At 48.2% G+C, this 20,839-nt stretch carries 18 protein-coding genes; 11 read left to right on the forward strand and 7 right to left on the reverse strand.

What is annotated here, in order from left to right:
- Window positions 1-23: 23 nt before the first annotated feature.
- Together FIU95_RS17795 and FIU95_RS17800 are read right to left on the reverse strand one after the other, a co-directional pair.
- Window positions 24-1,430, reverse strand: coding sequence for a sodium:alanine symporter family protein (locus FIU95_RS17795; RefSeq protein ID WP_152456450.1), 1,407 nt, complete (start codon window positions 1,428-1,430; stop codon window positions 24-26).
- A gap of 178 nt (window positions 1,431-1,608) precedes the next feature.
- A complete protein-coding gene (locus FIU95_RS17800; RefSeq protein ID WP_152455106.1) occupies window positions 1,609-3,114 on the reverse strand; it encodes an MFS transporter in 1,506 nt (501 codons plus the stop codon).
- A 186-nt stretch (window positions 3,115-3,300) separates the two neighbouring features.
- Here FIU95_RS17800 and FIU95_RS17805 point away from each other — a divergent pair, with 186 nt between their 5' ends.
- Both FIU95_RS17805 and FIU95_RS17810 read left to right on the forward strand, forming a co-directional pair.
- The gene (locus FIU95_RS17805; protein WP_152455108.1) at window positions 3,301-5,742 is read left to right on the forward strand and encodes a TIM-barrel domain-containing protein; all 2,442 of its coding nucleotides are present in this window, start codon (window positions 3,301-3,303) and stop codon (window positions 5,740-5,742) included.
- A 52-nt stretch (window positions 5,743-5,794) separates the two neighbouring features.
- Window positions 5,795-7,696: an alpha-amylase family protein gene (locus FIU95_RS17810; protein ID WP_152455110.1), complete on the forward strand. Its 1,902-nt coding sequence runs from the start codon at window positions 5,795-5,797 to the stop codon at window positions 7,694-7,696.
- Between the two features lie 73 nt (window positions 7,697-7,769).
- On the opposite strand, the gene FIU95_RS17815 is transcribed toward FIU95_RS17810, so the two are convergent.
- Window positions 7,770-10,319 carry an alpha amylase C-terminal domain-containing protein gene (locus tag FIU95_RS17815; RefSeq protein ID WP_152455112.1) on the reverse strand — a complete coding sequence of 850 codons (2,550 nt, stop codon included), beginning with the start codon at window positions 10,317-10,319 and terminating at the stop codon, window positions 7,770-7,772.
- Between the two features lie 1,138 nt (window positions 10,320-11,457).
- Here FIU95_RS17815 and FIU95_RS17820 point away from each other — a divergent pair.
- The 9 genes from FIU95_RS17820 (at window position 11,458) to FIU95_RS17860 (ending at window position 17,489) form a co-directional block, all read left to right on the forward strand.
- Window positions 11,458-12,273 (forward strand): trypsin-like serine protease, encoded by an 816-nt coding sequence (locus FIU95_RS17820; protein ID WP_152455114.1) that lies wholly within the window; start codon window positions 11,458-11,460, stop codon window positions 12,271-12,273.
- A 750-nt stretch (window positions 12,274-13,023) separates the two neighbouring features.
- A complete protein-coding gene (locus tag FIU95_RS17825; protein WP_152455116.1) occupies window positions 13,024-13,248 on the forward strand; it encodes a hypothetical protein in 225 nt (74 codons plus the stop codon).
- A gap of 163 nt (window positions 13,249-13,411) precedes the next feature.
- Window positions 13,412-14,257, forward strand: a complete 846-nt coding sequence (locus FIU95_RS17830; RefSeq protein ID WP_172975449.1) for an acyl-CoA thioester hydrolase/BAAT C-terminal domain-containing protein — start codon at window positions 13,412-13,414, stop codon at window positions 14,255-14,257.
- A 97-nt stretch (window positions 14,258-14,354) separates the two neighbouring features.
- A complete protein-coding gene (locus FIU95_RS21640; RefSeq protein ID WP_152455118.1) occupies window positions 14,355-14,558 on the forward strand; it encodes a GDCCVxC domain-containing (seleno)protein in 204 nt (67 codons plus the stop codon).
- A gap of 228 nt (window positions 14,559-14,786) precedes the next feature.
- Window positions 14,787-15,086 carry a hypothetical protein gene (locus FIU95_RS17840; RefSeq protein ID WP_152455119.1) on the forward strand — a complete coding sequence of 100 codons (300 nt, stop codon included), beginning with the start codon at window positions 14,787-14,789 and terminating at the stop codon, window positions 15,084-15,086.
- 75 nt (window positions 15,087-15,161) lie between these two features.
- On the forward strand, window positions 15,162-15,542 hold the full coding sequence (locus tag FIU95_RS17845) for a Rid family hydrolase (protein WP_152455121.1): 381 nt from the start codon (window positions 15,162-15,164) through the stop codon (window positions 15,540-15,542).
- 110 nt (window positions 15,543-15,652) lie between these two features.
- The gene (locus FIU95_RS17850; protein WP_152455123.1) at window positions 15,653-15,961 is read left to right on the forward strand and encodes a hypothetical protein; all 309 of its coding nucleotides are present in this window, start codon (window positions 15,653-15,655) and stop codon (window positions 15,959-15,961) included.
- 390 nt (window positions 15,962-16,351) lie between these two features.
- Window positions 16,352-16,801 (forward strand): GNAT family N-acetyltransferase, encoded by a 450-nt coding sequence (locus tag FIU95_RS17855; protein WP_152455125.1) that lies wholly within the window; start codon window positions 16,352-16,354, stop codon window positions 16,799-16,801.
- A 196-nt stretch (window positions 16,802-16,997) separates the two neighbouring features.
- Window positions 16,998-17,489 (forward strand): hypothetical protein, encoded by a 492-nt coding sequence (locus tag FIU95_RS17860; RefSeq protein WP_152455127.1) that lies wholly within the window; start codon window positions 16,998-17,000, stop codon window positions 17,487-17,489.
- Window positions 17,490-17,519: 30 nt separating this feature from the next.
- Here the strand turns inward: FIU95_RS17860 and FIU95_RS17865 are convergent, their stop codons facing one another.
- Genes FIU95_RS17865 through FIU95_RS17880 form a run of 4 tightly spaced genes read right to left on the reverse strand, consistent with a single transcriptional unit; the run spans window position 17,520 to window position 20,700 of the window.
- A complete protein-coding gene (locus tag FIU95_RS17865; RefSeq protein WP_152455129.1) occupies window positions 17,520-18,302 on the reverse strand; it encodes an FTR1 family protein in 783 nt (260 codons plus the stop codon).
- Window positions 18,303-18,312: 10 nt separating this feature from the next.
- A complete protein-coding gene (locus tag FIU95_RS17870; protein ID WP_152455131.1) occupies window positions 18,313-18,699 on the reverse strand; it encodes a cupredoxin domain-containing protein in 387 nt (128 codons plus the stop codon).
- The gene (locus FIU95_RS17875; protein ID WP_152455133.1) at window positions 18,692-20,035 is read right to left on the reverse strand and encodes an ATP-binding protein; all 1,344 of its coding nucleotides are present in this window, start codon (window positions 20,033-20,035) and stop codon (window positions 18,692-18,694) included. The genes FIU95_RS17870 and FIU95_RS17875 overlap by 8 nt, the downstream gene beginning before the upstream one ends.
- Window positions 20,032-20,700, reverse strand: coding sequence for a response regulator transcription factor (locus tag FIU95_RS17880; protein ID WP_152455135.1), 669 nt, complete (start codon window positions 20,698-20,700; stop codon window positions 20,032-20,034). The genes FIU95_RS17875 and FIU95_RS17880 overlap by 4 nt, the downstream gene beginning before the upstream one ends.
- Between the last annotated feature and the right edge of the window lie 139 nt (window positions 20,701-20,839).

Genomic DNA, 20,839 nt, shown 5'->3' on the forward strand with positions numbered 1-20,839 from the left:
TTCTTTGTCTGGAAAAACTGCTGTTATTGAGAGACTTCTGCCCCTTCTCGCTTTGCAGTTTCCATACGGGTGAAATAATCGTGAGCTGCACGGTTAACGTGTCTTGCCAGCAATAATGTAGAAAGCATGGTGGGTACGGCCATTACGGCGTACATACCGATAATAATGCTGTTAACCGCGCTCAAAGACGCGACCGCACCCAATACAATCAGAACCATATAGAGTCCGGTATACAGCCCCTGCCAACGGCCACCGAAAAGAAATACATAGCACTTCATACCGTAATACCAACAAGTGACGATGGTGCTAAAAGCCAGGGGAAAAACCATAAACAGCAGCAGAATGGGGCCCAATTGACCAAACACTTGAGAAAACGCCTGGGCAGTCAGAGTCACACCGGCCACCCCCTCACCCTGTTGCCAGGCGCCAGTGAGTAGTATCACCAGAGCGGTACAGGTGCAGATCAGCAGGGTATCTACGATAGGCCCGAGCATAGCCACCACGCCTTCGCGCACTGGCTCGCGGGTTTTTGCCGCACCATGGGCCAAAGATTCCGTACCGATTCCCGCCTCGTTGGAGAAAGCCCCACGGCTTACGCCAATGGTAATTACCGTACCCAAGGCACCGCCTGCAATCGCCTGGCCACTAAACGCATCGCTAAAAATCAGGGCAAATGCCGCGGGCACCTGCTCCCAAAAACTCGCTATCACGATCAGAGTCATTACCAGATAAAACAGTACCATGCCCGGTACTATGCGCGCGGAGAATTTACCGATGCGCTGGATACGCCCGGCAATCACATAGGCAGAGGCGATCGCAATTAATAAACCAATGACAAAATCAAACAATAGCGAACCACCCGGTGCGACCCAGCCCATCGGCTCGGCGAAGGATTCACGTAACAATTGAGTAGTCTGATTAGACTGGAATACCGGCAACATACCGCACAGCCCCGCCACGGCAAACAGCACCGCCAGCGGTGTCCAGCGCTTGCCCAAGCCTTCGCGAATCACATACATGGGCCCGCCCTGCAGTTCCCCATTGGCATCGCGGCCACGGAACATCACCGCCAGAGTCGCGGTATAAAATTTGGTGGCCACACCCACTAAGGCCGTGATCCACATCCAGAAAATCGCCCCTGGGCCACCGGCAGTGATGGCAATGGCCACGCCGGCAATATTGCCCAAACCCAAAGTGCCAGAGAGCGCGGTGGAGAGTGCCTGGCTATGGTTTACCTGGCCGGGATCATTGGGGTCATCATAACGGCCACTCAACAAGCCAATGCTATGGCTCAAATGGCGGTAGGGGCGGCCCCGGGAATAAATCAGCAGTGCCAAACCACCGCCAACCAGTAACACCAATAAAGGCGGCCCCCAAACAAAATTAGCGAAGGCCTGTAAGGCCCGATCAATGGCATCGAAAAAAGACATAAGCTTGCGTCGTTTTCTGTAAGACACCGCCAGTCTAGGTAGGCTCACACCAAGCTGTCAAAATGCTCCCATGAAATCCCATAGGTCAATCAATGCGAAGATTTTGGAAAAACAGGGAATCCCAGCAATAAAAAAGCCCCAAATAGGGGCTTTTCTAACGATCTTTTACGGCTTTTTATCAAGCTGTAGTAGTTGCCTTTAATGCGGGCTCGGGTTCTGAACTCTCCCTCACAAGCGCCACCGATATAGCGCCAAGCAGCATACACACCCCCGCCAAAACAATGATGTAAATTGCCTGGTTTTCGAAAACTGTTTTCAATATCAAGCCAGCTGCCAGGGCGGAAACAATCTGCGGTGCGGCGATAGTGAAATTAAAAATCCCCATATAAACACCCGTTTTATCCGCCGGCAGCGAGTCGGAGAGGATCGCATAGGGCATCGCCAGAATTGCGGCCCAGGCAATCCCCACTCCCACCATCGGTAACAATAACCCCAGGGCGCCACTGGGTACGGAAACTTCTGTGATCAACAGATTCACTTGCGTAGGCTCGCCCCCCTGGAAGAACAGGAAGCTGATGTAGCCCAAACCGCCCAGTGCCAGCGATAGGGAGTAAGTCAGCTTACGCCCCAGTACCTGAGACAAACGGGCCAGGACAATGGAGAAGATCGCTGCGAACAGGGAGTAAGCAGCAAAAATAATTCCTACCCAGTCACCGGCAGCACCCTTAGCGGCAGCGATATGTGCGGGAATTTCTTTGACGCTTTCCAGGTAAGCTGGATCAAACCACTTGGCTTCCACTCCCCAAACATGCTGAGTGATCGCAGGCGTGGTGTAAACCCACATAATAAACAGGGCAAACCAGGAGAAGAATTGCACCAGGGCCAGCTGGCGCATAGTGCGCGGCATTTTCATTAGCAGCTGGAAAAAACCGATCAAGCGCTTTGCCAGTGGGGCTTTTTGCTGTCGCTCCCGCTCAAGTTGCGCAGAGTCGAGACCTTTATAGGCATTGTACTGCTCCGGCGGATACTCTTTGGTGCGCAGCACAGTCCACAACACACTACCCAGCAGCACTGTGGCGCCGATATAGAAAGCCCATATAACGGAGGGCGCCACCTCTCCCGCACGGGCAGTATTTTCCAGACCAATCACATTAGTCAGGATGAATGGCAACATGGAGCCGAAGATGGCGCCAATGTTAATCAGCAAAGACTGTATCGAGTAACCCAGGGTGCGCTGCTCTGATGGCACCATATCGGACACCAGTGCGCGGAAAGGCTGCATGGTCACGTTAAAGGCCGCATCCATCATTGCCAACATAACGCCGCCGAAAATAATGGGGGCCACTATCGCCACCACAATCCCGGCATTGGGCATAAACGCCATCCCCAGGGCTGCGGCGATGGCACCAAAAAGGATAAAGGGGTTGCGGCGACCGAAGCGACTCCAGGTCCGGTCCGAGGCTGAACCCACGATCGGCTGTACGATCAGTCCCATGAGCGGCGCCACTATCCAGAATAGAGACAGGGAGTGAAGGTCCGCCCCCAGATCAGACAAGATTCTACTGGCATTGGCATTTTGCAGAGAAAAGCCAAATTGCACCCCGAGAAAACCGAGACTGACATTCCACACCTGCCAAAAGGGCAGACGGGGCTGTTGAATAGGATTGGGCTCTGATTGGCTCATAGGGTCACCGCATCTCTCGTTATGCTTATTTTGCCATTCTGACACGCCCACCACAGACCTCCATCCTCCCCCCAGCGGGGAGGATGCGGGCCAGATTCTGCGCTTTAGGATAAACTCAGGCCCATGCGTATACGCCGGGCCAACACGAAACTGTGAATCCTAATCAAGCAACTGAAGTCCCGCGCGATGATCCTAAAACTCCCACTCCTGCGCCTGGTGTGCCTCGCAGCTACACTCTGCCTGAGCGCTCAATCCCTGGCCGCTGAACAGCGCAACTACCGCGATCACACCATGAGCGAAGACTCACTAACTGTACAGACGAGTGAGGGCGAGGTCACCCTCACACCGGTTGGTCCGTCAGCGCTATCGGTGCACTATCGCCGCGAAGGCCTGAAGCAGTTGCCCTCATTCGCGTTAGCCACCAGTTCTGCTGGCCGATCCGAGGCGACGCTGGAGCAACAAGGGGACAAACTCGTTTACCGCACTGGCTCGCTTACTGCAGTCATCCACAAGTCTCCCTTCCGAATCGAGTACTTGCGCGGCAGCGAACAAATCCTGAGTGAAGAGAGTGGTTTCTTTGCCACCGAGACGATGCGCGGATTCCGTTTCGCACTGTCGCCAGAGGAAAAACTGCTGGGTGGCGGAGAGCGGGTTATGGGGATGGACCGTCGCGGTCAACGCCTGCCCCTGTATAACCGTGCCCATTACGGATACACCACCGAATCCAACCAGATGTATTTTTCCCTGCCAGCAGTACTGTCCAGCAACAAATACATTCTGCTGTTCGACAACTCTGCCACCGGCACCCTGGATCTGGGCGCAAACGAAGAAGATATCCTGCAATTTGAAGCTGTAGCCGGGCGCACCGCTTACATCGTGGTAGCCGGTGCGACTTATCCACAGTTGCTGGAAAATTATGTATCCACCACCGGCAAACAGCCCCTGCCCCCCCGTTGGGCCCTGGGTAATTTCGCCTCCCGCTTTGGCTATCACAGTGAAGCTGAAGTCCGCGCAACCGTGGATAAGTTTTCCGAAGAAGATTTCCCCCTGGACGCCCTGGTGTTGGACCTCTACTGGTTTGGCCCGGATATAAAAGGCCATATGGGCAACCTGGCCTGGGACAAGGAAGCCTTTCCCGAACCAGAAAAGATGATGGCCGACCTTAAAAAGCGCGGCATCAATACCATCCTGGTGACCGAGCCTTTTGTCCTCTCCACCTCCGAACGCTGGCAGGAAGCCGTGGCGAATAATGCCCTGGCGAAAAACCTGGCCGGAGAGCCCAAGCGTTTTGATTTCTATTTCGGCAATACCGGCCTGATCGATGTCTTCTCTGAAGATGGTCGCGACTGGTTCTGGAATATTTACGACGGGTTATTGGAACAGGGCGTAGCCGGCTGGTGGGGCGACCTGGGTGAGCCGGAAGTTCACCCCTCCGATACCGTTCACGCAATCGGTATGGCCGATGAAATCCACAACGCCTTCGGCCACGCCTGGGCGCAATTACTGCACGAACGCCAAACGGCAAAATACCCAGAGCGCCGCCCCTTTATTATGATGCGCGCCGGTTTTGCCGGCTCCCAGCGCTACGGCATGATTCCCTGGACCGGCGACGTCGCTCGGGAATGGGGTGGCTTACAGCCCCAGGTGGAATTGGCTCTGAGTATGGGCTTGCTGGGCTTTGGCTACACCCATTCAGACCTGGGCGGCTTTGCCGGTGGTGAGAAATTTGACCGCGAACTCTACATCCGCTGGTTACAGTACGGCGTATTCCAACCGGTTTACCGCCCGCACGCCCAGGAGCATATTGCTTCCGAGCCAGTTTTCCACGACCGCCGTACCCGCGATATCCTGCGCGAGTATGTAAAACTGCGCTATCGCCTGCTGCCCTACAACTACACCCTCGCCTTCGAAAACAGCCAGACCGGCATGCCACTGATGCGCCCGCTGTTTTTCGAAAACGAAAGTGACCTGTCCCTACTGGACTACAAGGATGCCTACCTGTGGGGTCAGGATTTCCTCGTTGCCCCAGTCGTGGAGGAGGATGTGGATGAGGTCGCGGTAAAACTGCCCGGCGGCACCTGGTTCGATTACTGGACTGATGAACAATATTCTGGCGATCAGGCCCAGGTAGAAGTGGACCTGAAAACGATTCCTGTAATGGTGCGGGCCGGCGCCATTATTCCCACCATTGACGATGTCCACAGCAGTCGTGATTACTCCAGTAAAAATCTGACCTTGGACTACTACGCGCACCCATCAGCAGCAAAGTCCGAGCGCTATGTTTATGAAGATGATGGCGCTACCGCGCAGGCTTTTGAAAAAGGCAAATACGAGAAGCTACATTTCTCAGCTGAAAACAAACAGCAGGGTTTAACCTTCGCCTTTAATCGAGAAGGAGACGGTTATACCGGTATGCCGGAATCCCGCAAGGTCAATTTAAAGATCCACAACTGGCAACAAGTGCCTGCGCAGCTCGATGTTACCGGCGAATCCCTGCCTATTTTCGACAGTGAAAAAGACTTTGCTCAGGCACCCCGTGGGGCCTGGTACAACAAGCGCAAGCAGCAACTGCTGGTTAAATTTGACTGGCACAAAGAACCGCTGGATTTAGTGCTCAAAAATCAATAATTCAGCAAACCGCTGTTCACTGACAAAAAAAATTTAAAGTCATCAGGAAACAATGAAGAAGTTACATTCCCTTTTTATTGCCAAACTCCTTTCGGCTTCCCTACTGGGCGCTGCTCTATTCGGCACTGCCGGCTGCAGCCAGGAGAGCAGCCCGGAAGAAATACAGCCCGCTGAAAAAGTTGCGGAGAAAAAAGCCGTTATCTACCAAGTGCTACCGCGCTTATTTGGCAACACTAACAGTACCAACAAACCCTGGGGCACACTCGAAGAGAATGGTGTGGGTAAGTTCGCTGACTTTACCCCAAAAGCACTGAATGAAATCCACGCGCTGGGCGCCACCCATATCTGGTATACCGGCGCCCTGCACCACGCGCTAGTTGGCGACTATACGGAATACGGTATCAGTAACGATGATCCAGATGTGGTCAAAGGCCGCGCCGGCTCTCCCTATGCCATCAAGGATTACTACAGCGTCAACCCAGACCTGGCCAATAACCCAGCAGAGCGATTACAGGAATTCCGCGCACTGGTGGAACGCAGCCACGCGGCCGGCCTGAAAGTAATTATCGATATAGTGCCTAACCATGTAGCCCGCGCCTATCATTCTCTCGATAAACCCCAAGGCGTGCAGGATTTTGGAGCTGGCGACAACACCCAGGTCACCTACGCCCGCAATAACAATTTCTACTATGTGGTGGGCAAAGACTTCCGCGTGCCCGTTGCAGAGGACAGCTACAAGCCACTCAATGGCGAAGCCAATGATCTTGTCGATGGGCAATTTATAGAGAGTCCAGCCAAATGGACCGGTAATGGCGCGCGCAGTGCACAACCTGCCATGCACGACTGGTATGAAACCGTCAAAATTAATTTTGGCGTTCGCCCCGATGACAGCAAGAATTTTTCTGAGCTACCCCAGGAATATGCCAAGCGCGACTACCGGGCCCACGCCCAGTTTTGGGCAGACAAGAAAGTCCCGGACACCTGGGAAAAATTCCGCGATATCGCCCACTACTGGCTGGACTTTGGCGTCGATGGATTCCGCTATGATATGGCCGGTATGGTGCCGGTAGAATTCTGGAGCTACCTGAATTCCTCCATCAAAATGCGCAACCCCAACACACTGTTACTTGCCGAAATCTATACTCCAGAGCGCTATCGGGATTATCTGCATCTGGGCAAAATGGATTACCTCTACGATAAAGTCGGCACCTACGACGCTATTCGTGCAGTCATGGAGAACAAGGGCAGTACAGATAAAATCGCAGAGGTGCAGGCAAATCTGGTAGATATTTCCTCTCATATGTTGCGCTTTATGGAGAACCACGACGAGCAGCGTATTGCCAGCCCACAATTTTCTGGCAACCCAGAGGCAGGCAAACCTGCAATGCTGGTGTCTGCCGCGCTCTCTCCAGCCCCTACCTTGGTTTACTTTGGACAGGAGTTAGGAGAGCCCGCCAACAAAGATGCCGGCTTCGGCAAAGCCAGCCGCACCACCATTTTCGACTACTGGTCAGTACCCAGTGTGCGTCGCTGGAACAATGAGGGCGCTTTTGACACTGTACTGCTGACAAAAGAAGAAAAAGAGCTGCGCAGCTTCTACCAGCGCCTGCTCAATTTCTCCAAGCAGAGCCCGGCCTTACTTGGCGATTACCTGGACTTGCACAGCTACAACCGCAAGCAAAACTCTGGCTATGGAGAAAAACAATTCTCCTTTGCGCGCTGGAATAAAACGGAAAAACTCTTGATCGTTGCAAATTTTGATCGAGGAGACAGCAAATTCGAACTACTGATCCCCAATGAGCTACTTAAGCAATGGAAACTGAAAGACGGCAGCTATGCATTAGAAGGGCAGATCAGCAATGCGAAGCAACAGCTGGTTATCCAAAATGGCCAAGGCAGAATAACACTTAATCTTCTCCCCTTTGAAGGCCATATCTTCAAGCTTGACAATTGACTAGCAAATACAGTCTTTTATTACAGAAAACCCGGCTCGAAGCCGGGTTTTCTGTATCAATACTAGATAATATTCACTGGGCTACCAGACTATAAATCAAGGTCTGATCATTCACCTGCACCTTGTAGCTTCCGTTTACAGAAGTGTAGATATCAGATCCACCCTGCTCCAAGTCACCATCGGAGTCGCTATCGCCGTAGTTTTCACTCCAGTCAGCATTAACATCGAACTTGAAACGCTGCTGTGATTGACCATCAAAATTTACCTGGATTTCCCAGGTATTGTCGGCAACTAATTCCATAGCGTCAGCACCCCAACTATTTGGTGTGCCACGGAAATAAAGTGAGGAAAAGTTGGATGCGTAACTACCACAGTCTGCACAGGCCAGGCTGTAGCTCAGGGTTTCATCATTTACCTCAACAATATAAGTCCCTGATACATCGGTGTAGATATCATCCCCACCCTGCTCCAGAGAGCCATCCGCATTGTTATCCCCGTAGTTTTCAGCCCAGTCACTGCTGACATCAAACTTAAAGCGCTGGTTACTGCTGCCATCAAACACCACAGTGGAACGCCAGGTATTATCTGCAACCAGGGTCATCGCCTGAGTGCCCCAGCTATTGGGCGTACCGCGGAAATTTAATGCCGTAAAATTTTGAGCATAACCAGCATTGGGATCAGTCACGGTGATGGTTGCCGTAGCACTATCGGTCAGGCCATCGCTGTCAGTAACAGTGACTGTCTCGGTATAAGTGCCCGCAGTGGCGAAGCTCAAAGTCGTCGAGGAAGAACTACCACCACTGCTCCAGCTATAGGAAATCACACTACCGTCGCTATCAGTAGAGCTGCTGGCATCCAGGGTGACACTCTGATTGACTTCTACTGTGCTGGATACTGGAGTCACACTTGCAGTGGGTGCCTGCTGGGAAGAGACCTCGGTGATCGAATAGGCCAGAGTCTCATCATTTACTTCAATCAAGTAGTTACCGGTTACAGAGGTATAAATATCTGCTCCGGTTTGATCCAGCGTGCCATCAGCACCATCGTCACCGTAATTTTCGGCCCAGTCACCATAGATATCCAACTTAAAGCGTTGGTCTGCCTGGCCATCAAAATTAACCACCAATTGCCAGGTATTATCTGCTACCAATTCAAAAGCTGTTGCTTCCCAATTATTCGCAGTGCCACGGAAATAAAGGCTGGGGAAACCCGTCCCAGAACATTCATCACCACAGGAACCAGATAGCTGCCCACCGTGAATGGCAGCAGCGGAATAAGCTGCGACATTGAAGGTGGCATAACCATTGCTGCCTACGGAAATAACATCGCCACTGCACTCATCATCTCCCGCCAGGACATTGCAGTAGTCCCCTGCAGGAAGGCCTGTATACAGTGTCTGGCTGAAAGAATTACCCTCGTTATTGATAACGACATAGCCTTTATCACCGCGTCCAAAGGCAATCTGGTTATCTCCGTTATCCCACCAATTTTCCATACTGGTGCCATCGGTATAGTTACGGAAACCCACCATATTGGCAATATTGCCCCACCGGTGCTGACATACCCATTCGTTGTTTTCACAACTCTCCGGACCAGTATTGGGGGGACCAATATCCGTATCGGTAAAGTCATAACCTGACATTACCTTCGGATAGCCATAAGGGTGTGCCAGCATAAAAACGTTGGCCAGGTTGTACTTGTAGCCATCGTGATAGGTCAGGTTACCGCCACCACCGTGGCCACGCTCACGATCATGGTTGTCTATAAAGTGAACTGCATCTCTGGAAGACAAAAGCCCCCAACTCTCGCCAATAGTGGCAAGATTTTTAATCTGACCGTTAAAGTTGCTGGCTACATCGGTGCCATATTTAAATTCAGTAACACGGCCTAGAAAAGTATAATTGTAAGGCTGAATTTCTGAGGCCTCGCCAGCAGCACCAATAACCTCGGAAAAGATCCAGGGGTTGCCAGCTTGATTCACAATTGCCTGTAAATCGCCGGGGGACATATGCTTGACAGCATCAATACGGAAGCCATCAATCCCCATGCCTTTTAATTTACTGAGGTAGCCAGCGAGTTCTCCTTGCACATAACTGGAGCCGGTATCCAAATCTGGTAAACCACTCAACCGACAGCTCCACACATGATTAGCATCATTGTAGTTATTAATGGTGCAATCGGAGTGATAGTCGTTATCAGAAAACTCCGGATGGTCCAGCAAGGTCCACTGAGTGCCCCCCCAACCGGTGCCACCGCCATTCCAGGCCGCCGTATGGTTAATTACCGCATCGGCGTAAACTTTCACACCTGCTGCATGACAACGGTTGATCATACTTTGCAGCTCTTGCTCAGTACCGCTGCGACTGGTTAAGTTGGTATAAGTCACTGGCTGATAGCGCGCCCACCAGGTGGACAGGCTGATATGCTCATTGGGTGGAGATATTTGCACCGCATCAAACCCCTTAGGCCCGAGAAAGTTCTCACATTCACTGGCGATATCATTCCAGCTCCACTCGAATAAATGTACAAAAGCGGTACCGGCATTAACGTGGGCACTAGACAGTGTACCAAGCAAAAGGCCCGCACTGGCCAGTAGCCTTTTTGGGGGAAATGGATTGTTCATCTTTGCTTTCTCTTTACTCATCTTTTCGCTGTTATTTTTTAAAAGCCAGGTATCCGAGCCCTCAATCACACAAACAGTGAGCCAAGGGGACTAGATCTCCTGAATTTGAAGACCGAAGTCACGGATTGAGAAACAGCAAGCTTTGACGCTGAGAAAGGTTCTTCCACCAAAGGTAAACAAAACCAAGGGCGCAACAATCAAAATGAGGTTCAAATTGTCAGGCATTCACGACTAGGCTCAGCAACCGGAAACATCCAAGCAAAAAGCTGGTATCCGTGAGGGCAAATGACTGCCAGTGAATGTCAAACATGGAAATAAATAAACCTAGTTATTGTTGTTATACCTAACTCAAAAAGCGCTTCTAACCCAATGACTCTGGCACAAGTGTCCACCCTCTCTGAGGTGTGACCTATTGCAGAGTAAAGAAGTGGTACTAACGCACACATCCCCCTTCAGGGGGGGCGTAGTAGTTTTATCTGCAGAAATTTGAACTTAGCAACAAGAGAGGCAGTGCGGTGTTCAAAAAACAACAGGTTTAAATTTTAGGCGACAGCTTTCAAATTAAGTTGAGTCAGTGAAGCTTAAGGATTAATAACCATTTAAAAACAACCCTATTTGACATAGACCAATACCATTTTATCTTGCTAAAGATCAGTTCATGGTAGCTAGAGCAATTACAATTATCACTCTCGTATAAATTACTAACATGTCAATCACTATAGGGGTTCAGATTATTAGCCACAGACTGCTCTAATATTTCCTTTCTATTTACTAGGCGACCCTATTCTGCCTAAAACCCATCGTTTTGATTCCACCTAAAGAAATTAGGCATGTATCATCCATGAGACCATGTTGAACTAGAGACTTCTTTCACTATGATCATTATTTCCGATCTAGCGAAATTAAAATTATAATTTTTTAAAAGCCTATTGGAATGGTAAGGAATTATTGAGATAGTTGTAACAATATCCGCATCGCAAATGTTACATCAGTGCCAAATTCATAAAAAAAGATAATTTAACTTATTTCTTGGTAGCTAAGGTTAAACTACTTCCAGAATAGTAATCAAAATAATAGTGGTCATGATGATCACTATATAAATGTTAGCCCCTTAAGGACATTTACAAAGGCATCCCATATGAATCGACTTATGTTGTTTGTACTGTTTTTTGTATCCTCCAGCGTCTACGCAATCGTCATTCGAGATGACGTTGACGATTCAAAATATAGAGTGCTTGGGTCTGAATATCCTGCTCTTGCAGACATACCTGGTGAGGGGCACGGAATACTCATTGCTCCTCAATGGGTAATAACTGCCGCACATGCGGTCACATGGCGCCCTGAACAGATAATCCTCAATGGCAAACCCAGGAATATAGAGCGCCTGATAATACACTCGGGATACAAAAAACCGTCACAGGAGCTACTTGATCATGCATTGGCCACTTGGGAGTGGACGCTGTTTGCAGTGCTGCTCTCCTCCTCAGATGACATTGCACTTCTCAAATTGGCACAGCCCATTACTGATGTCTCTCCTGTCGCCATCTACAAAGGAGATAATGAGTTCGGTCAGAGCATCAAGATCATAGGAAAAGGCGCTACAGGTACCGGCTTCACTGGGTACAACTTTCATGACTCGCACCGTACTGAACTTCGTCGTGCGGAAAATAAAGTCACAAGCGCTCATGGCCGCTGGTTCTGCTATGTGTTTGATGCACCACCGGAAGCACTACCCCTTGAGGGCGGAGAGGGGAATGGTGATAGCGGCGGTCCAATCTTTATCCAAACTGATGACGATTGGCTGTTGGCAGGATTGACTTCATGGACAGCTCCACAAGGTGCTATCAGGAATCCCCCGGGGCAGTATGGGCAAATTAGTTGTAATGTCCGCTTGAGTCACTATAAAGAGTGGATTGGAAATGTAATCTCTGCACAGTCGCGAGCAGATAACTAACACAAAATCACCGGACCAGAGCCACAAGCCACACAGGTCGGTGAATTCAAACGTAGATTTTATGGGGCATCTGGATGCTTGAATGGATTTTGATATTGGTGTTTGGTGGTAGTACCATTGTTACTCCTGAACCAATTTACATATCCGATCAACCGTCCTTAATCTCTTTTGACAAACCAATTACCGCTTATAGCAAGTGGGCTAGATTTTACGTTGATATTAGCCAATATTCTAATGAAGGCTTACTAATAAGGCGGAAGGGAAGAATACCCCTCTCCCGGGACCGTATGAGGCATGGATGCCGATTACGAGCATACAGGGATGTATTCACAGCGTGTCCCGGGAGAGGGGTATTCTTTTCTTCCGTCCCGATAGTAGATTATCTGAAATAAAATCAGTATCTACGCTCAACTTTCCCAGAAGGCTGTATAAAACTTATTCTTATTGGTAAAAATGGTAGTAAGTATAACTTTACTAATTCGGCCTTTGGGCGAAATAGTGCTACTGAGATTTGGTCCACACTGAGCACTAGTGAAAATGTACCTAACATTAAATATGTATCTGCAAGAGTTTCATCTTGCAAAGCATTGTCAGCTATCCAAATAAGCTGGTTCAACCATGGAAAAATCTAACAATCGCATGCATAAAAAACCTAAGTATCGACAATTATGGTACTCCAGGCGCACTTTGCTACAATTTGATCTACTACAATGTCTCCGGTGATACGGGCATTAGGCAGAGGCCAAAGTCATGGAAAGGTATAAATATAATATTTTTGGTAGAGAAGTCTTAGTTGAAAGAAACAAAAATCACTGGAAAACCTTCTATCAGAGTTCTGAAGGCAAGCGCCGAGACACCGAAATATTTGTTCCGCCAGAAATTACGGAAGGTGAGTTAACTCAGTATTTATCTGATCTCTGCCATGAATGGGCAACTGAAAGGCACCCGTTTGTGGTACGTCTCGGTAAAAAATAAACGGATATTCACAAAGAGTCCGCTTAACAGCTTCAAGCAGAATATTGAGGGTGTTAGTAGTAAGACCTATACACAATTATTAGACACCTTGTATAGTTAGACCTCGGCCTAACACAAAGGCAAGATCAGTAATCAACAAAATTTTAGCCACACGGGAAAAAGCATGTTAAAGAAGATCATGAAAGCCACATTGGTTTATTCATTTTTTATGGGCCAAAGCTTAAATGCCTCTACTGTTGATTTTAATTTAGAGAACAACGATTTTGTCGGAAAATATTATCCATCTTCATCAGCTGAGCAGCAGGTTGCTGTGTTGGTCCTGGGCGGGTCAGAAGGCGGGCTACCTGAAAAGCTCGCTCAGCCAGTTGTCGACGCAGGATATCCAACGTTGGCTTTAGCCTATTTTAATGCCGATGGATTACCCCAAGAACTAGAGAAGATCCCGCTGGAATATTTCACTGAGGCTAAGTCTTGGTTAAAGAGTCAGAATAATGTAAAGCCAGATGAGTTAATAATTGTTGGCTGGTCTAAGGGTGCCGAACTGGCATTACTCTTAGCATCAAAAGATGCAGAGATTTCAAAGGTAGTGGCAATAGCACCAAGCTCAGTAGTTTGGGCAGGCATTTTAAAAGATTGGACAAAAGTACCTGCATCAAGTTGGACGGAGAAAGGGCAAGAGTTAACTCATATCCCATTTAAACCCTCTGGGCCGGTAAACGGTTTGCGGGATCTATATGCCCAGTCATTAGCGAACCGTGTTGATGGCAATAAAGCAGATATTTCTGTTAATGATATAAGAGCCAGAGTCGTACTGATGACCGGCGAAAATGATGCAATTTGGCCGGCGCCTCAGATGGCAAATGATATTTGCGATAAAATGAACGCTAAGAGTGAAAATCAGTGTGAGCACATTAATTACGAGGATTTGGATCACTTGCTAGATTATAAGTTTTTAGAAAAAGGCACGGACATCAACGATGCCTTTATCGATAAACTTAAAGGCAACTAACAAACATCGTCAGCAGATGTGTATCTCACTGCTACTTTGATCATTATTTGTAAGCGCATAATTGCGACACTAATCGTAGAGTGAGTTTAAGGCTACCATGATTCTAGAAACGATGATTACTTGCCCCAAGTGCCGACATCAAAAGACTGAGACCATGCCTACGAATTATTGTGTCTTTTTTTATGAATGTGAACAGTGCCGAACACTGCTTAAGCCAAAGCCTGGTGATTGCTGCGTTTTCTGTTCTTATGGCACGGTAAAATGTCCGCCAATCCAGCGAGGACAAAACTGTTGCGGGTAACACACATAGCAAGGGTTGTAGTCGCTGCGAAACAACACGGTTGGGGCTACCTATACTCCGCTCCAGCGGCCCCTAACCCGAACACCATAAATCATGAACAGGCTCAGCACACAAGATACTAAGAAACCTAACAAGTAATAGTGTAATTATGATCACTAGTGGTCTAAAAATCATAAGCGGTAGATCGCATATAAAGTCGTACCTCTACTTTAAGGAGTACGATGCACAATGAGTAAATTCAATTCGACTACCATCGCAATTTATGGCGGTGCTTTAGCGTTAGTAATTGGGCTCATTGCATTTGCGTTAAATTGGAATGTCTGGGGCGGCGGTATGCCTGGGTACAAGATATTTCTATTTCCAGGAAATTTGACTCTTGTATATGTTTGGCACCCACTGCTAACTGAGGAAATAGATTTCTGGCCGAAACTCTTTCTCCACTCACTAGGTCAATTTGCAGTAGCATCTGTTATTGTTTGGTTAAATACTGTTACGATAAGAAAACTACTCGCTGTTCGTTCCTTGTAATGTGCAGCAGTAACTTCGATCTTACAGGCCTGTACTCACTACGTTACAGTGGGTGTTTTACTCAATTAGGGAAACATGAGAAAACTAATCTCTTCAGGTTCTCATCTGGAAGAGCCGATAGGATTTTCTAGAGCGTGCCGAGTGGGAAACCTAATTTCTGTTTCTGGTACGGCACCTATCAAGGATGGCCAGACCGCTTACATAGGTGATGTGTATGCTCAAACGAAGTACTGTATGGAGCTTTCAATGAAGGCCATACTAGAAGCAGGTGGAGAACCAGCGGGTATCATCAGAACCCGTATCATGCTTACGGATATATCCCGCTGGGAAGAAGCAGCAAAAGCACATGGAGAGCTATTCTCTACAATAAAGCCTGCATGCACATTTGTTGAGGTAAGTCGCTTTATAGATCTGGCATGGCTTGTGGAAACAGAAATGGACTGTGTATTGGGCTAGATATAAAAATTCGCTCAAGTACGCTCTGAGCTTAAGACCCGTCACTGAACGGATTTACGACGCGTTAATATTACCCGAACCGCCCCCTTACCCCTGTATTAAGATTTTATATGAACTGGAAAGCACTAATAGAATTCGGAGCCCCTAGGCAATCTCATCAGCCGCCAATCATCAACTTGCTGATAGCTTCAGGTATATTTTTAGGGCTAATTCCTTGGCTTATGCTGGATGGAAAATTCCTCCTAACAAAGGGACGTTTTCGTCCAGAAGAAATTCTTTTAACAGTCAAAGATCAACCTGTATTTTTTTGGATTCTAGCCTTCTTCGCCTTCATTTGCGGTGTTGTGTGCTTGCTGTCTAGCGTTGGAGATTACCAACTGAATGTTCGAGCACAAAAGATTAATAATCGCCGGCAGTAAACTGGTGTTCTTACTGGTTCCTAGAGGATTGCTCAGATAGCACCAGCGGTGAAAAACCATAATGAGAAATGGAACTCTTGTATTAGTTTGTTTGACTCCACTTTTTGCAGTAGCCTCATATATAATCTTTCACAGATAAAAGAAGGCCAAGGAAATTCTCGCGAAGCCTATTACCTATTCAATAAATTGATGTATATGCTTGTGATAACTGCGAGTTGAAAAGCAAAGTTCTCAATAAAGCCAAGTGCCTAAGAAAGTATTTAGACCAGTGAACGACGGCTAGTGATTCAAGTAAACCCACAATGTAGAACAAAGGCACTCACTGCTCTGTGTTCCACTCCTATAAATTAATATTAGTCTTCCCATTGTATATAAAAAGGATTTATATCATTGAACATTAATTTACGAGAAATAACAAAAGATAACTGGGTCGATATGATTGACCTCGATATTACAAAAGAGCAGGAAAATTATGTTGCTCTACCTTCAGAAGCTATTGCCGCATCCAAGTTTTATGATCATTACATCAATCGAGGCGTTTATCTTGGGGATAAGCCCATTGGATTTATCCAATATTACCCAAATCATGGCAATGGCAAATCAGACGAAATCTTTATAGATCAATTATTGATTGACATCAGCTTTCAAGGTCAAGGCTACAATTCAGAAGCAGTGAAACTCGCATTAGCAGAAATAAAGAAACTTGAAGGCTTTGATTCTATATCCATTTGTTACGTTGAAGGATATGACACCATGAAACCTTTTTTCGAACGATTTGGGTTTAAAGTCGTAAATCAGGATGAGTTCGATGAAACGATTATGGAGCTCCATTATAATTAAGGGCATTTCTTCGATATATATTTCAGATAGCGGTAGGGTTCACATTTAGCAGGTTAAAACTGCTTAATAATTTTATAAACTCTTGAGGTATGGTGGCTGACCCAGCAGTGTCGGCTACATATTTTTATTTATGAAATATACGATAAAACCACTATGTAAAAGACTTGATATTTAAAATTCTAGTAGTTAGTAGACCATGAATTTATCCAAAAAATGTATTATCGCTGATGGCACAGTAACTATTAAGAGAAACTCTTACTGTGTTATCTTTATTGTTTTAGCAGGATTAAGCTTGCTAACTTTATATATCGCTAATATCACGCTGGATCTTGGTCCTGAGTGGGTTATTCTCTGTGTATCTCCTATATTGCTCTCCACCTTAATAGGTCTAAGGGGACAGCTCTTTCCTGTTCAGACAAAAATAGACTTTAATAGAAAGATAGTGTTCATGAGAGGATTAATCCCATGGAAATGGAAGCCCATGTGCAGATTAAAATGGGGGCTAAAAGACCTATATATTTCAAGCTATATTATGAACACTAAGCACACACCAGCCGCAAAATTCAATACACTCTGTCTCAAAGCAGGATTGCGCGAATATGTGTTATTTGAGAGTATGGATGATTCGGCCATGAGAATGAAAGACTATATTTACGAGAATGCCCTCAATAAGAAAAGACGTAAATAAAGCCTCATGGAATAACTTATCTACCACTAGTTAATCTCTGGAACACCTACAATAAACACCCCCAAGCACGCACAGCATAAGAAAAATACTGCCTGCGTAGACCATTACTTCCAGAGGGGTCGGTGTGGCTTCGTAACCAGCTACAGCAAAGAGTAGCTGCCCGGGGATTGAGTCCTCCCTTAATAGTTGGGAACTATCCCAGAGGGGCTCTTGCCCAGGCAGTAAATTTGCTTGAATGAATAATTGCGTGGCCTGAAGAATCATTCCGGCTGCCAAGATGGTGAGTAATATACAGGAGGCCATCAAAGTATATTTGGGTGATAGACTACATAAAAAGTAATAAAATAATGCACCTAAACTGTAGCCGATACCGGCACCTAGCAATGCACCGATTATTACAGAGGGTAAGAGTGGTGGGTGCAGCCAAAAGGAAGTAAGATAAACATAAACTTCTGACCCCTCACGCATAATTGCGAGTGTGACTGCCAGTAGCATAGCGCCCTGTAAGATGGATAAATGGTATTGCTGCTTACGCCAGTTAAATAACAACAAGGTGGTGACTATTGCTAATAATATATAGATTGTGATTAATATTCCGGCATTCACCAGCTCCTGGCCTGTACCATTTATTGCCTGGGAGACTCGCGCAAGGTTTTCACCATAGACGATTGCAGCCAATCCACCGAGTAACAGCGCGATATAAAACCAGCGGGCGCGAAGATCCAGTATTCGGGTAGTCGCCAATAGCACACTGAGCAGCAGCGCCACTTCCAACACTTCCCGCAGTACTACCATTACAGAGGTTAATAACATAAGCCTTTCGCTACTGTGCGATAATTTTTCCCTGAGCCGTTATGGAATGGAATTCACCAAAAAACAGATATTCACCTGCTGGCAAAGGGCCAATAAATAGCACTGCCTTGCTATTACCCATGATCACTTTTTTTCGGTTGAGCTGGTAACTCTCAAATTCTTCTGGGGAGGCATCTCGATTGTAGATCACCAGTTTAATTTCCGTATCGGCGGGTACCACCAGTTCGGAAGGGTTAAAAAGATGGTTGTGGATTTCTAATTTTACAGTGGGTTTATTAGTATCTGGAGCGCAGGCACCCAATAAAATTGAAACCAAAATCCAAAGACCTGCAACCAAAGCGCCGCTCTTTTTCTGTTTTTTATAGGTTTTTCTTCGCACCTGTAAGCAACTACGCATCCTTGTCGTCCTTTGCTTTTTTAAAACGCACGGTTATTGAAAGCCCTTGGCCAAAGTGTGACTGGCCGAGTTCGATTGAAGCTCCGTGAAGGCGAGCGATATGCTGCACAATGGAAAGGCCCAATCCGCAACCGGGGGCAGTGCTCTGGTGGCGGTCGCCCCCCACTCGGTAGAACCGTTCAAAAACCCTGGGGTACTCTTCCTCTGGAATCCCCGGCCCTGAATCCTCCACTTGTAGAAGAATATCCCCTTTGATTAACCGGGTACTCACTTGCACATGGCCCTCCTTAGGAGTGTATTTCGCCGCATTGCGCAGGAGATTTTTTAAAAGAATAGTCAGTGCAAAACGGTCGCCACGCAGAAATACCCTACCGCCCAGTAGTTCCACCTGTTGCTTTCTCTGGGCAAAGATCGGGTATTCCTCTGCCAATACCTCTCGTGCCAGGGCGTGAAGATTGAGTATCTCAAAGCGCGCCGGGTAGTGTTCGGGTGTAGTGCGAAATAAATCCAGCATTTGCTCTACTAAGTGCGCCATGCGCTGAACACTATCTTCCAGCTTGACCAGACTCTGGGGCATTACTGTTTGCCCAGCCCGCTCAAAATCACTCTCCAGATTATGCGCGTGTACCTGGATGGCGGCGATGGGCGTGCGCAATTCATGGGCAGCATCGGCAGAAAAGCGCCGCTCGCGCTCAAAAGAGGCCTGCAGGCGCGCGAGTAACGCATTAATGGATTGCACCACCGGGAGCAGTTCCTGTGGGGGGCTACCCTCTGACAGTGGTGTCAGATCTTCGGCGCGTTTGCTATGCAGGTCTTCGGCGAGTTTGCGCAAACTGGAAAGGCCGCGCCCCACTACAAACCAAATCAGCAACCCGGCAATCGGTAGGCCCAACAGTATCGGGAGTACTGCGGCAATCGCCAATTTTTCTGCCAGCTGGTAACGCAGGTCAGATCTCTCGGCAACGATAATCCAGTGGCCATTATCGGGAAAGTATTCGGCGAGACTGCGCCAACGGTAGCCCGAGAAATTTATTTCCTTATAGCCAACGGCAAAGTCACTGAGGGGTTGCGTCGGGGCCTCGGCGGAGCGCACCAGTAATTTCTTATCCTCAGACCATACCTGCATCACCATGGCCTCGGGTTGGGCCACCACCCGCTCGGCCCCTGTTGCCACCGGCATATCTGCCAATAACCTGGCGGAGGCGCTTAATTGGCGGTCAAACAGTCGCTGCGCTTCCGCCATGGTGTCGCGGTAGCCGCGCAGTGCCGAGACAAAATTGACCAGCATGATAATACTGAGCAGCGCGATCAGCAGAAAAATACGGATAGATTTCATGCGCCGCCAGCCGCTTCCAGTTTGTAGCCAACGCCGCGAATGGTCTGAATAAACTCTGGATAGATTTTTTTGCGTAAATTGTGGATATGCACATCCACAGTATTACTGGAAACCTCCTCACCCCAGCTGTACAGCTTATCCTCCAGCTGTTCGCGACTGAGAATATGGCCGGGGCGCTCGGCCAAGGCGCGCAGCAGGCTGAATTCCCGCCGCGAAAGTTTTATTTCCTGCCCAGCCCTCGTCACGCTATGACTGGATAAATTAATGGCTACATCGCCAATCAGGATTTCCGCACTGAGACCGCTGCCGCCGCGCCTTTCCAGAGCGCGCAAGCGCGCCAGTAGCTCATCTACTGCAAAGGGCTTGGTCAGATAGTCATCGGCACCGGCATCCAGGCCCTGCACTTTTGAGGGGAGATCATCGCGGGCGGTGAGAATCAATACCGGCGAGCGAATTGATTTAGCCCGCAACCGTTTCAACACCTCCACACCATCCAGGTCTGGCAGGCCTAGATCGAGAATAATCACATCCGGTATCGCCGCCTGAGTCAGAGCAATGCCCTCACTGCCGCGGGCCGCGTGATCAACGGCATAGCCCCCTCTCTGCAGGGCGGTGACCATCCCCTCGGCCAGGGATTGGTTATCTTCGATCAGCAGGATGCGCATTGGCCTGGGCTCTTCAGCAATGGAAACAGGTTAGGAGAGCGCTGTGCAACGCCCTCCCCCACCGCCAGAGCATAGTGCCTTTGCCGGGACGGTGGGTGGCGCGGGAGTGGTTGTTGAATTAGTTGTTGAATTGAAAAGG

The sequence above is a fragment of the Microbulbifer sp. THAF38 genome (assembly GCF_009363535.1).
Lineage (GTDB): Bacteria > Pseudomonadota > Gammaproteobacteria > Pseudomonadales > Cellvibrionaceae > Microbulbifer.